9 protein-coding genes are annotated in these 14564 nt (G+C 35.2%); all 9 read left to right on the top strand.

All coding sequences use genetic code 11. The features are described 5' to 3' along the window. Positions 1 to 43: 43 nt before the first annotated feature. The 9 genes from H0486_RS13780 (at position 44) to H0486_RS13740 (ending at position 14564) form a co-directional block, all read left to right on the top strand. Positions 44 to 1861, top strand: coding sequence for a sensor histidine kinase (locus H0486_RS13780; protein WP_228353544.1), 1818 nt, complete (start codon positions 44 to 46; stop codon positions 1859 to 1861). A gap of 2 nt (positions 1862 to 1863) precedes the next feature. Next, positions 1864 to 3402 carry a response regulator transcription factor gene (locus tag H0486_RS13775; RefSeq protein ID WP_228353543.1) on the top strand — a complete coding sequence of 513 codons (1539 nt, stop codon included), beginning with the start codon at positions 1864 to 1866 and terminating at the stop codon, positions 3400 to 3402. Between the two features lie 96 nt (positions 3403 to 3498). Continuing rightward, the gene (locus H0486_RS13770) at positions 3499 to 4806 is read left to right on the top strand and encodes a sugar ABC transporter substrate-binding protein (protein WP_228353542.1); all 1308 of its coding nucleotides are present in this window, start codon (positions 3499 to 3501) and stop codon (positions 4804 to 4806) included. Between the two features lie 82 nt (positions 4807 to 4888). Then, positions 4889 to 5791: a carbohydrate ABC transporter permease gene (locus H0486_RS13765; RefSeq protein WP_228353541.1), complete on the top strand. Its 903-nt coding sequence runs from the start codon at positions 4889 to 4891 to the stop codon at positions 5789 to 5791. Continuing rightward, a complete protein-coding gene (locus tag H0486_RS13760; RefSeq protein ID WP_228353540.1) occupies positions 5791 to 6639 on the top strand; it encodes a carbohydrate ABC transporter permease in 849 nt (282 codons plus the stop codon). Before H0486_RS13765 ends, H0486_RS13760 begins: the two co-directional genes overlap by 1 nt. Positions 6640 to 6656: 17 nt before the next feature. After that, the gene (locus H0486_RS13755; RefSeq protein ID WP_228353539.1) at positions 6657 to 8633 is read left to right on the top strand and encodes a glycoside hydrolase family 31 protein; all 1977 of its coding nucleotides are present in this window, start codon (positions 6657 to 6659) and stop codon (positions 8631 to 8633) included. Between the two features lie 134 nt (positions 8634 to 8767). Next, on the top strand, positions 8768 to 10897 hold the full coding sequence (locus H0486_RS13750; RefSeq protein WP_228353538.1) for a methyl-accepting chemotaxis protein: 2130 nt from the start codon (positions 8768 to 8770) through the stop codon (positions 10895 to 10897). A 324-nt stretch (positions 10898 to 11221) separates the two neighbouring features. Beyond that, positions 11222 to 13357, top strand: a complete 2136-nt coding sequence (locus tag H0486_RS13745; RefSeq protein WP_228353537.1) for a methyl-accepting chemotaxis protein — start codon at positions 11222 to 11224, stop codon at positions 13355 to 13357. A 229-nt stretch (positions 13358 to 13586) separates the two neighbouring features. Further along, positions 13587 to 14564, top strand: a complete 978-nt coding sequence (locus H0486_RS13740; protein ID WP_228353536.1) for an ABC transporter permease — start codon at positions 13587 to 13589, stop codon at positions 14562 to 14564.

Raw genomic sequence — 14564 nt, 5'->3', positions numbered from 1 at the left:
TGTATTCTTCATTATTTTGAAGAAATTATGAAAGGAAATTAAAATGAAAAATTTTAATATGTATTATACAAAAAAAGCAAGTTTGCAAACAAAATTGATACGTCTGTTTATTATGACTTCGGCAGTCCCAATACTTTTTATTAGTTTTTTTTCTTTTTATAATATTTCAAATACGCTAAAAAAGAATACGGAAGAGCTAACAATAAATAATCTGGAGCAGATTAGTAACAGCCTAAATATCTGGCTAGAGTCATATGAAGATATACTTTATCAAATTTATACGGATGATGATGTCGTTACTCTCGTCGATAAACTTAATAGTGGAAAGGATGTAGAAGTATCAAAAAATCAGTTAAGAAGATTTTTAAGGGGCATTTTAAATACCAAGGATTATATACGCTCGATTACTGTTATTACATCAGAGGGAATGATTATTGCATATGATCAATTAACATCTTCTTCAAGTGATAAATCGTGGTTGCCACAGTTCAGTTTATCGCAAGATCAACTATATGAAGAAATATCAAAGGATAATTCCACTCATATCTTTCCTACGGAGTATGGAGTAAGCTTTGCTAATAAAGATTATTATCTTTTTCATATGGCACATCGAATAATTGATTATAAAGATTTAACCAAGAAAAATGGAGTAGTTATAGTAAGTATTGATGAAAAGTTGTTAAGTAAGGTTTGTATAGAAAAAGATATATCCTATAAAAATCGCTCAGATATAAATTTTATTGTTGACCAAAAGGGCAGATTAATATCTTATAATAATGAAGAACAGTTGACAAATACTGTTACAAATTCGAAAGCAATCTTAAAAGATAGAAAAGAAGATTACTTAAACTTTATTTCCCAAGAAACAAAAATAAAGAAAGAATATCTTTCAGTTTATGTTTTTCGCAATGAAGAGCTGTCCTGGGACATTGTAAATGTTACAAACCAATGGGCAGATATTAGAACACTAAGTTTACAACAACAAATTGTTATACTTGTAGGTACGCTTTCTTTATTAATTGCAATAAGCCTGACGGTGTGGTTATCAAGACGGTTGGTATCTTCAGTAAAGAAAGTTACCGAAGCTATGTATACAGTAAGTACAGGTAATTTGGAGACAAAGGTTAACATTGAAAAACAAATGCCTCTTGAAATAGAATTCATCGCATTGCAATTTAATGATATGCTTGTAAAACTATATGAAGCCATAAAGAAAGAAAACGAAGCCAAGGAACGCCAACTCGATGCAGAAATAAGAGCATTAGAGGCTCAAATAAACCCTCATTTCTTATATAATACCTTAGATACAATAAATTGGATGGCAATCAATAAGGAGGATTATGATATTAGTAATGCAATCAATTCTCTTGCGATGATTCTACGATATGCCATTACGAATAGTAATGCTACGGTAGAAATTCATCAAGAGCTTGATTGGTTGAAAAATTATATATATTTACAGCAAATAAGGTTAAAAAATACTTTTCACTATGAATTAGATGTTGACCCCCAAATCTTAAATGATAAAGTCCATAAATTGATCCTTCAACCATTTGTAGAGAATGCAATCATTCATGGATTTGAAGGGATTACAAGAGAACATATTTTGATAATTAAGCTAGAGCTTCAAGATGATTTCATACGAATTCTAATCAAGGATAATGGTAAGGGAATAGAACCCGCAGTAGTCGAGGAAATAAACAACAAGGTTTTCAACCATTCAGATAGAGGAAGCCATATTGGTATGGAAAATGTAATATCCAGATTATTTATGTATTATGGAGAGGCAGCAAGCGTTCAAATAAATAGTATACTTGATGAAGAAACAGAAGTAGTTATTCTAATTCCACGGAGGACTTAGGTATGCGTATAGTTGTTGTTGAAGACGAAATAAGAATAAGGGAAGGAATTTGTAACTTATTAGAAAAAATGTTTCCTCAACATTTGGTCGTAGGGAGTGCAGTAAATGGACAAGAAGGTTTGGATTTAATCTTAGAACAGAAGCCCGACTTGATTATTACTGATGTGAAGATGCCGGTCATGGATGGGCTAACTATGCTATCCATTCTTCATGATAAGAAAATAAAATATAAAGCGATTGTTTTAAGTGCTTACGCAGAATTCACCTACGCCCAGCAGGCTATACGTTGGGGAGTTAGTGAATATCTGATAAAACCAATGGTTGTCAATGATTTTGTAAAGTCAATAAAGAATATGGAAATGCAATTAGAGGAGTCAGGGAAACAAAATTCAGTAGTCTTCGACCGTCTGGATAATATATTGCTTGGTATAATTTTAGGTGGAATTGAAATTGGAGATGAGTTAGAAAAATATATTAAAGATAAGTATGGGATAGAAAATGACACAATGTTTAGTGAAGTACAAATTTATATAGGAAAGAGATTCGAGGAACGGGTAGAGTATATAAAAGCCGAGCTGGAAGCTTTTTGTACAACAAGGAAGAACCTAAAATACTCTCTTTTGGAAATGCCAAAGGATAAGATATTGCTGCTCGTTTTATATGGGTATGATAATCAGCAGGAGATTGAACGATGGTTTCAAATATACATAGCGTCACAAAATCATAATAAGAATATGATGGAAAATAATTATGGTTGGATTAATGTGATTGGAATAAATGGTTTGAGAAAAAGTTATCATTTATTACTGCAGTATATGGATTGGAATATCGCTCTTGGTAATAATATTATGATTTCATACCCAAAGGTATTGAATATCCAAACTTCTCTTTGTATATATCCAATCGATATTGAAAATCGTATTAAGGTTGCGTTATGTTCCTATAATCGCAGCAAAATTTATGAGTGCATTGAACAATTTACACAATATTTTAATAGTGGTAATGTATATGAGCCAAAGAATATTAAAGAATGCTATGTTAGATTTATATGGGCTATTATCAATGTTGGAAAAGAAATCAGTTTCTTAAATCATGAGCAATTAGATCAAAAGAATATCCTACAGAAAATCATGGAATCAAAAAATAAAGAAGAACTTAAGGATATAATTCATGAGATTTATGGATTGATTAAGAATGACCAATATGAAGGAAAAAATGTGCTTAGTTTAAATGTTAAGAGAGCGGAAAACATGATTCTTGAGTATTATAAAACGGGGATTACTTTGGAGGAGATAGCGGCTAAACTTAATTTGACACCGGAATATCTAGGTATGCAGTTCCATCAGGAGAAAGGAGTTAAGTTTAGTACTTTCATTAGAGACTTCCGGATCATGAAGGCAAAAGAATTATTGATTGGTAGCAAAATGAATGTCAATGAGGTGGCTGAAAAGGTTGGCTATTCTGATGCTAAATATTTCAGCAAGGTATTTCGTGAATGTACCGGACAGTTGCCAACAGAGTATAGAAAATCAAATAAATGACATTAGGATTTTCCACCTTTTAAAGTTTTCTTGAGTGTTCTTCTCTTTGGGTATTTTATATAATGAAGCTACCAAATAATAAAGAGGAGGTAATTTATGAAAAAATTATTTTCAATGCTTATAGCAATAACGATGATTACCATGCTGTTTGCTGGATGTTCATCAAAGAAGAATGAAGTACAGACTTCTAATGAGAACAAGAAAGAGGAAGCGCAAACAGCAGATACGAGCTCTGACACGGCAGAGGATACTGCTGATGTTGCAGCTGATACTTCTGGGGGAGCTTCGGGTGATGTAACCTTATGGTATTACTGGGAGACTGAGGGACATCAAAAAGCTTTGAATGAAATGATACAGAAGTTTAACGATTCGCAAAGTAATATTAAGGTTGAAGCAAAATATGTTCCGTTTGCAGATTTTAAAAAGCAGTTATCCATTGGAGCATCTGCAGATCAGTTGCCGGATCTTATAATTCAGGATAACCCCGATACTGCTTCCTATGCCCAGATGGGAATTTTCGCAGATATTACGGATAAGTTTGATGTAAGCAGTTATTATCCTGGTCCGGTTAATTCCTGTACATTGGATGGCAGATTGTACGGCATTCCTTTTGGCAGCAATGATTTACTTCTTTATTACAATAAAGACATGTTGGAGAAAGCAGGATGTCAAGTTCCGACTACTTGGGATGAACTACTGGATGTAGCAAAAAAATGCACTTCTGGCAATGTATCAGGATTTGCACATAGTAGTGTGCAAAATGAAGAAGGAACCTTCAATTTCCTTACATGGGTATGGTCCACTGGTGCATCAGCATATGAGATAAATTCTGAAGGCGGAATTAAGGCTTTAACAATGGTTAAAAACCTTATTGACTCAGGTGCTATGCCAAAAGAGGCAATTAACTGGACTCAGGGTGACACAATGAATCAGTTTATTTCCGGAAATCTTGCTATGATGATCAACGGTACTTGGCAGGTTCCTACCATGCGTTCAGAGGTTCCAGATTTAAATTGGGGAGTAGCGCCGATCCCGATGGATAAACAACAGGCATCCGGTCTTGGTGGTGAGAATTACTCTATAATCGCAGGCGGAAATGAGGAAGCGGCACTTGAATTCCTGAAATTTGCCACCCAGAAGGATCAGTGCTTATTCATGATGAATGCTATGGGTTATATTTCAGCAGATTCTAACATTGCGAAAGATCAGTTTTCTGGTGATGAAGTTTACGAAGCGTTTGTAGAAGAAATGCAATATGCGAATGCAAGAGGCCCGCTGGCTGAATGGCCTGAGGTTTCAGATGCTATCTCATTAGCATTTAATGAGGTTATGACCGGCGCTAGTGAACCACAAGCAGCAGCAGAAAAAGCGCAGGCAACGATTGATGAAGTTCTAAACAAGTAGTACATAGGTGGTTTAGGAGGGGCAGGCAACACTCATTGTGCAATACCTGCTCCTTTCTTTACCCCAAAAGTGGAGGATTGACATGAAAAGTATCAAAAAATACTTCAAGTATGATAATGCAGGTATATTGTTTGTATTACCAGCATTGATCTATATGCTCGTATTTGTTGGATATCCAATTCTATATAATTTTGTTTTAAGTTTTCAGGATGTTACAGTCAGAACACTACGAAGTAATGTGAAAGAATTTGTAGGTTTTGATAATTATATCAATCTTTTTCGGAAAGATAATGTTTTAATGACATCCCTTTGGAATACATTATTATTCACTGTGGTATGCATCATATTTCAATTTATTGTAGGATTTGCCCTTGCTGTGTTTTTTAATAAAAATTTTAAGTTTGCTAAACCGGTGAGGGGACTTTTACTTATTCCATGGATGATTCCGATGACAATTACTGGCCTGATGTTTAAGTTCATGTTTAGTACTGATGTTGGTATCATAAATTTCTTTCTAAGAAGCATTGGATTGATACAAGAAAATATCGATTGGCTTACCAATCCGACAACAGCAATGTTTGGTGTTATCTTCGCAAATTTTTGGATTGGGATACCGTTTAATATGATCTTAATTGCGACTGGTCTGACTACGATACCCAAAGAGCTTTATGAAAGTGCGGCTATTGATGGTGCGAGTAAATTTCAGGCTTTCAGAAAGATAACATTACCCTTACTAAAGCCTACGATTGAATCAGTATTAATTTTAGGATTTATATATACCTTCAAAGTATATGACCTGGTTTATGTAATGACGAGTGGAGGACCGGTAAATTCCACGCAGCTGTTATCTACATATTCGTATAAACTATCCTTTGAAATGTTTAAGTACAGTGAAGGGGCAGCGGTTGCTAATGTTCTGTTTATAATTTTGTTTATTGTAAGCTTAATCTATCTTAGATTTATTTATACGGAGGAGGGTGAGTAATGGAAACGGAATTAAAATTATCCAAGGCCAAAAATGTTGTCTACTGCATACTATCGATCGTTATCTTGGGTATACTTTTATTCCCTATATATTGGATATTTGTTACCTCACTGAAGACGGAAAAAGAAATTTTTCAGATACCGCCTAGCTTTTGGCCAAAAATATTAAACACGAAATCGTACTTGGCACAATTAGGCAGCGGTGATTTTAATATGTTCCGTTCATTTGGAAACAGTATGATTATTTCCGTTGGAGCAATGGCGATTTCTATTGTTTTGGCAGTACCGGCATCTTATGGTATTGCAAAGTACCATTTTAAAGGAAAAAGAGCGGTTATTCTTGGATTTCTGGTAACTCAGATGCTTCCAGTTTCTGTGTTGCTGACACCTTTATTTATTACCTTTCAGAAAATGAATTTATATAACACATGGTGGTCTACAATACTATCAGATGCAACAATTGGAATTCCTTTTTCGGTTTTAATATTAAAGAATTTCTTTGCTACGATTCCGAAGGAAATTGAAGAGGCAGCATATATTGATGGTTGTAATAAATTTACAAGCTTTGTGAGAGTATTAATCCCGATAGCAAAGCCGGGCGTTGTTGTATGTGGAATTTTTTCATTCTTATATGGATGGGGAGATTTGGCATATGGCATGACATTTATTCTAGATCAGGAAAAAAGACCAATTACTGCTGGAATTTTCAATTTTATAGGTCAATATGGAACGAAATGGAGCTATCTAACTGCATTTGCAGTAGTTACTATTATTCCAGTGGCATTAATTTTCATCCTAATGCAGAAATATATCATAAGTGGTATGACAAGTGGTGCTGTTAAAGGATAGAATATGGGAGGTGGCATATGTTTTCAATAGATAATCAGAAGTTGATCTTTCACTATGATGCGGAAGAAGTATGGATTGAACCTTGGGGTACAAATGCAGTTAGAATTAGAGCGTCCAAAAATGATACTATTCCCGAAGAAAACTGGGCGCTGTTAGATGCACCGAAATCAGATAGTGTCATAGAAGTTAATGAAAATTATGCATATCTGCAAAATGGGAAAATAAAAGCGGTAATATCCAGGTTTGGAAAAATAACTGTATATAATCAAAAGGGTGAGCTCTTATTAGAGGAGTATTGTAGAAATCGAAGAGATATTTTGGATGCGAAATGCAGTGCTATTGAGATTGAAACTAGAGAATTTAAGCCAATTGTTGGGGGAGATTATCATCTGACATGGCGCCTGGAATCCTTATTTAGTGATGAAAAAATATATGGAATGGGTCAGTATCAACAGCCTTACCTTGATCTAAAAGGAATGGACCTGGAGTTAGCTCATAGGAATTCTCAAGCAAGTGTACCCTTTGCATTATCTTCCAAAGGTTATGGAGTTTTGTGGAATAATCCTGGAGTGGGAAGAGCTGTCTTTGGTAAAAATATCATGAGCTTTGAGGCATTTTCTACTGAAGCATTAGATTGCTGGATTGTGGTTGGGGATACACCTTCTGAAATAGTAGAAGAATATGCTGGAGTTACAGGTACAGTACCGATGATGCCTGAATATGGTTTGGGATTTTGGCAATGTAAGCTCAGATATCAGACACAGGAAGAATTATTAGCAGTAGCGCGTGAATATAAAAGACGTGGAGTTCCCATTGATGTTATTGTGATTGATTTTTTTCATTGGCCAAAACAAGGAGAATGGAAGTTTGATACCGTATACTGGCCGAATCCAGCCGCAATGGTAAAGGAACTAAAAGAATTGGGAATTGAACTAATGGTGTCTATATGGCCGACCGTAGATAAATCATGTGAGAACTATGAGGAAATGCTGGAAAAGGGATATCTAATTAGAACGGAACGCGGCTTTCGGGTTGGTCTTGACTTTCAGGGAGCCACGATTCATTTTGATACAACAAATCCCGAGGCGAGAAAATATGTGTGGGAAAAAGTAAAACAGAATTATTATAAGTTAGGAATTAAAATTTTCTGGCTGGATGAGGCAGAGCCAGAGTATACAGTATATGACTTTGATAACTATAGATATTATGCAGGAAGCAATTTGAAAATCGGCAATTTATATCCCAAAATGTATGCTCAGACGTTTTTTGAAGGAATGAAAAAGGAAGGGCAGGAAAATATAGTGAATCTAATAAGGTGTGCCTGGGCTGGAAGTCAAAGATATGGTGCTCTTGTATGGTCTGGAGATATTGCGTCTAGTTATGAAAGCCTGCGTAATCAATTGGTTGCAGGACTTAATATGGGAATTGTAGGAATTCCATGGTGGACTACTGATATAGGTGGTTTTCATGGTGGTAATCCAGATGATGAGAATTTTAGAGAATTATTTATCAGATGGTTTCAATGGGCAGCTTTTTGTCCTGTAATGCGTCTTCATGGTGATAGGGAACCAAGGCAGGCACAGTTAGGTACCAGTGGCGGGGCAACGTGCTGCTCTGGAGCATCTAATGAGATATGGAGTTATGGAGAAAAGGTTTATGATATTTGCGTTAAATATATCAATATCAGAGAAAAGCTACGAGATTACACAAGAGGACTAATGAAAGAAGCACATGAAAAGGGAACACCAATTATGAGAACCTTGTTTTACGAATTTCCAGAGGATGAGAAGTGTTGGGAAATTACAGATGAGTATATGTATGGGGATCGATATTTAGTTGCTCCCGTACTATATGCAGATATGAAGGAACGTATTGTATATCTACCTAAGGGATGTAGATGGAAAGATTTCGAGAGTGGCATGGAATACACTGGAGGGGAAACGATTAAAGTTAATTTATCCATTGATTCAATACCGGTGTTTGTAAAGTGTTAAGATATGTTTTATAAAAAAAACAGAGACTTTAGACCAAATGCGTGTATGGGTGGATGATTAGTAAGGGTTTCTACGTTTAATTTTTGCTTAGGAGGGTAATTTAGCAATAACTATATAATGCGGAGGTGAAGATTATGCTAAAGATAAATACAAAGAACTTATTTAGTAAAAAGTACAGCAAGAATGAGGAACGTAAAGCAAGGCATAAAGGAAAAACGAAAAGAATCAGAACCGTATTATTTATTGCATTTGCCATACCTTTGATGTTGATTATTACATTAGGTACCTCGGCCTATCAAATTACATCAAAGGCAATGGTTTCTAAATATGAGGAATCAACTGACAGTACAATGGCAACTATGACGCTGTACTTAAATTCTGTTTTTGATAATGTAAAATCTCGAATGGCTGAATTAGTAATAAATGAAAATCTAAATGAATATTACAACAGATATGGTAAGGAATTTACCTTGCAATCAAGGGATTATTATAATTCTGCCCGGGATAATTTTATCGCATTAAAATCGAGCTTGGTGTATATTTCTGATTATAGTGTATTTGGAGAAATTGGCGAAGCAATCACCTCACATGATAAAACACTTCCCAAGTCGTTGTATGAAGATTTTAAAGATAAGGACGAAGCAAAAGTATTTACAGAAAGCGGTAATCGGAAGGCCTGGATAGGTAGACACCCATATCTTGACAGCATTACAGTTAGTAGTGATGATAGGTATGCATTTTCTTATGTAGTGAAATTACAAAAGAATAACGGATTTATTGTTATTGATATTGATAAGAATTTTATGGAAGAAGTCTTGAATACTATGACGTTTGGGAACAATAGTATAAAAGCCCTTGTAACTGGAGATGGAAGAATTATAGCAGTACAGGAAAAACATCATGAAGACGGGAAGATTGACTCAAAATCATGGGAACCCAATAATGATTTTTCAACAGCGATTCAGAGCACTTTAGATGCGAAAGAAATAGGAAGTACCAGTATCACTTATCAGGGAGAGAAGTGGTTGCTGGAATATTCACCCATTGGTTCTACCGGAATAATGCTATACTCATTAATACCAAGTGATGTTATCATGAAAGATGTTAATCAAGTGAGAAATTTAACGGTTATCGTCATAATATTCGGGCTGATAATCGTAGGAGTTATTGGCATTAAGTTATCGAGTGATATCAGCAATGAACTGTTAACAACATGTAATTCTTTAACAACAGTATCACAAGGAGATTTGCGGGTTGAATTTAAGACTAAGAGAAAAGATGAATTTCATATGCTGAATATTAGTATGAACGATATGATTTCAAACATCAGAAACCTAATTAGCGGGATGAAGATGTTTACGGATCGGGTTAAGAATTCAGCAGAAGGAGTTGTTGAAGTTACATCACAAGTTCATAATACCATGAATAATGTATCTAAGTCTGTAGATGGTATATTAGAAGGAGTAATCATTCAGGCAGGAGATACAGAACAATGTGCGAATAAAATGAGTGATTTATCAAATAGTCTAAATGCTATATATGAAAATTCTCAGCAAATGAATGAGACAGCAGATAAGACGCTACAAACAATAAGTACCGGTCAGATAATGGTGGAAGAGCTAAATAATAAAACGCAGGATACAGTGTCTGTAACAGAGAATTTAATAAGCGAAATAATGCAGGTTCAAAAGAAAACGGATAATATAAGAGAAATTATCCAATATATTAATAATATTGCGGATAATACTAATCTGTTATCGCTAAATGCATCAATTGAAGCAGCGAGAGCAGGAGAATACGGAAGAGGTTTTGCCGTTGTCGCTGAAGAAATCAGAAAGCTGGCGGATCAGTCTAAGCAGTTTAGTAATCAAATCAGCATTATAATTGAGGATATCGGCAATGTGATCAAAAAAACCGTTACTTCTGCTGAGAAAACCGGAGAACATATGCTGGTGCAAGTTTCTTCACTTGAAGATACAAATAAAGTTTTCAATTCAATAAACGATCAGGTATCAAGCTTGGTTGGGAGCCTTAAGCTAATGCAAGGAAGTATGACTGAGATGATTCTGAGTAAAGAGAATATTTTAGATGATATATGTAATACTTCATCGGTTTCTGAGGAATCGGCAGCTGTTAGTCAAGAATCAGGTGACATGATTAAAAAGCAATTAATGTCCATAGCATTGTTAACAGATGAAGCAGATCGATTAAAAGTGGAGGTAAAAAAGCTGGAAGAATCAATGTGCCATTTCGTGATCGAATAAATTCATTTGGAAATCAAACGATGTTGATTCTGATAAGATAAAAGTTATTTTTTAGATCCTATAGTTTTAGATGTTATATTATCTGTATATTGAAATATAATATATGATATAATACTTCGCTATGATTACTTATTTAAAAAGAGAGGATATTTCCCTCTCTTTTTTTAATAATTTCAATAATCCTATTGTTATTTTGTTTTGCCTGTTTATCTGAACTTTATATGAATTCTATGAGAAATATGTAAAATCTAGTTGAAAAATAGAATAAATTTTATTATACTAGTATACAACTATATAAACGAGTTGTATGGAGGGTAATTCATTATGGAAAAAAGCATAGTTGGCAGAATGAAAGACATGCTTAATAGGGCAGGAACTATTATAAATCATGTTAATTCGAATAAGAAAAGCAAGCTTATGGCAAAACTAATGATCGCATTTGCATTTCCAATTATTTTATGCATCATTCTGGGAGTAGTCAGTTATAAGCAATCATCTTCTATTCTTCTGAAGAAATACGAAGAATCGGCAAAGGATTCCATGGAATCACTTAGCTTATACTTACGTTCCTCCATTGATAGTGTGGAAGCGGAAGCGAATAAAGTGCTTCAGGAAGATGATATTGGGCAATATACTTCGGCAGTAACATTAAAAGATTTAGCTAAAATAAATACTTATTCTACGAAGACAAAGACCAGATTAGTCAACATGGCAAGTGGACTGGATTTTATATCAAATTATGCACTATGGGCAAGAGGTGGCTCGGTTATTTCATCATATCTAAAATATGATTATGATAATATCGACTACTATGAAGAATTTATGAAAAGTGATGTGGGGTTACGCTTTGCAGAGAAGAAAAGTCTTCTAGGTATATGGATTGGAAAGCATGATTTCATCGATCAGTATTTTAATGAATCAGAAACCGCTAATAACTACAGTATCTCTTATATTAAGAAATTTGTAAGTGGGAAGGGCTTCCTAGTGCTGGATATCAGCGAGGAGTTTACCGATTCTATCATTGAAAAAATGAGTATGGGTGGAGGTACCATTGCAGCCATTATTACAGATGACGGAGTAGAGACCTATCATACCGGCTATGATAAAGAACCAGTTAATTTTATGAAAACATCCTTCTATGAAGGTGCACAGACAAACGGTGAGTCAAAGACTTCTGATCAAAGTGTTTATGGAGATTATGTGAAATATCAGGGGAGTAATTACTTATTTCTGACCTCGAAAATCGAAGGTACGGGTATAACCTTATGTACTCTGATTCCCAAGGAGGCAATTACTGGTGAAGTTGAGACCATGAGATGGACAATTATTGCTATTATCGTGATTACATCCATTCTTTTATTAGCAATTGCGTTTTTTGTATCCGGAGGAATTAGTAAGGAGGTAAACCGCTTTAAAAAGTCCTTACTGGAAATGGCGGAAGGAGATCTTCGTGTAGTCTTTAAGACAAAACGAAATGATGAATTTCGCGTTTTGACGGACAGCTTGAATAATATGCGTGAGAAATTTGGTATGCTGCTATCCGATACACAGAACCTGGGAGGTAAGGTGACACAATCCTCTATACAGGTAGAAAGCAAGGCAAGTGATATACATAGAGCGTTATCGGAAATAAAGACAGATATCAGTTATGTTGATGCCAGCATTGCATCCCAGGCGGACAATATACAGGAGAGTGTTGCGAGACTGGAAGAATTCTCTGAACAGGTAAATGAAACAGTGGATGAGGCCAATGAGATGAGCAACCGGGCATTTGAGACCATTGAACTTACCAAACAGGGAAAAGTTCTGATGAATAATTTGAATGAGAAAATGGTAGCAACCTCAGATATCATGAAGACACTTTCAAGTGATATTAAGCAGGTTGAAGTTTGTTCGAAGAATATTGAGTCAATCATATCAACAATGAATGATATATCTAACCAGACTAATCTATTGTCATTAAATGCATCAATAGAAGCAGCAAGAGCGGGAGCTGCCGGCAGAGGTTTTGCAGTAGTTGCAGAAGAAATCCGTAAACTGGCAGATGAATCTCTACAGGCAAGTAAACAGATTGAGAAGATGATTGTGGATATTCAGAATACTTCTACCAATACAACGAAGTCAGTTCGCCTTACTGAGGATAATGTAATGATGCAGAACGAAGCCCTTCAAGGTACTGTCAAGATTTTTGAGGATATTTATAATTCTGTTAATAGTCTTACCAAAGGTCTAGGGGTTACAGTGGATAATATGGGTAAGATAGGCAATGGAAAGGATGAGATACTTGACTCCATGACCAATATTATGGCAGCTATTCAGGAAGTAGTAGCGTCCACTAATAATGTTACGGATACGGTATCTACCCATATTGAATCTACGAACCAGCTTCTTGAGGAATCTGGAGTACTGTTAAGAATATCCACAGATTTGAAAGAGAATATGAATAAATTTATTGTATAGTAATGTGTTGAATATTCGATGTTTTCATTGTGAAGCTACTACCTGGTTGCAATTCTGAGTTAATGATATTTCTGTCTTTAGATAGTTGATCAGGGGAACCAGTGTTTTGTATATATCTAACAAAAATAATTTAGTGATTTAGTCTTATTTAACAATTAACAAACTTATTCTTCCATGATAATATATTAGTATACAAGTAGACAGCGAAATGATATTTAAGGAGAATGATATGAAAAGTGAAAGCAAATCTTTAGAAAAGCGCATGAAGAAGGAAACAGCCAAAGCGATTAAAGCATCACAACCCCCGCTTATGAAGCATATTAAGAAACATTGGAAGTTATACATGTTTATACTTATTCCAATTATATACTACATAATTTTCAGGTATCTGCCCATGGCAGGTAACATTATAGCTTTTCGTAAGTATCGGGCAGGAGGTCCAATATTCGGTGTTGAAAACTCTGGCTTTAAGTATTTTAAACAGTTTATGAGGGATAAAACTTTCTGGAGAGCTTTCGGTAATACGTTAACAATCAACTTTTCGTATTTGTTATGGAGATTTCCGTTAACTTTAATCTTTGCATTATTACTAAATGAAGTTAAGAATGTTCGATGGAAGAAGTTCGTACAGACAGTATCCTACTTACCTCACTTTATCGCTGTTGTTATCGTATGTGGTATGGTAAAGGAATTGGTGTCCATTAACGGACCGATTAATGCACTGATTAAGGCCCTTGGTCATGAACCTATTACCTTTATTCAATTGCCTGAATGGTTTGTAACCATCTTTGTAACTTCCGGCGTATGGCAGGCACTAGGGTGGGGTACCATTCTTTATCTGGCAGCGATGTCCGGAATTAATACGGAATTATATGATGCTGCTAAGGTGGATGGTGCAAACCGTTTTAAACAGGTATGGCATGTTACAATCCCAGGCATCCTGACAACGATTACTACCATCTTGATTTTGGACATCGGAAGTATTGTCGGATCCGGTGGTGTATTTGAAAAAATTATGATGTTATACAATGAAATGACCTATGAGACGGCGGATGTTGTATCTACATATGTATATCGTATGGGTGTTCGCTCCGGTAATTACAGCTATGCTACGGCTGTAGGGCTTTTTGAAGGTGTGATCGGATTGATACTTGTTACAACAGCCAATATTACATCACGTAAATTGACGAAGAGCAGTTTATGGTAG

The organism is Variimorphobacter saccharofermentans, assembly GCF_014174405.1.
Classification (GTDB): Bacteria; Bacillota; Clostridia; order Lachnospirales; family Lachnospiraceae; genus Mobilitalea; species Mobilitalea saccharofermentans.
The sequence above is the reverse complement of the archived record's forward strand: the minus strand, read 5'-3'. Positions and strand labels throughout refer to the sequence as shown.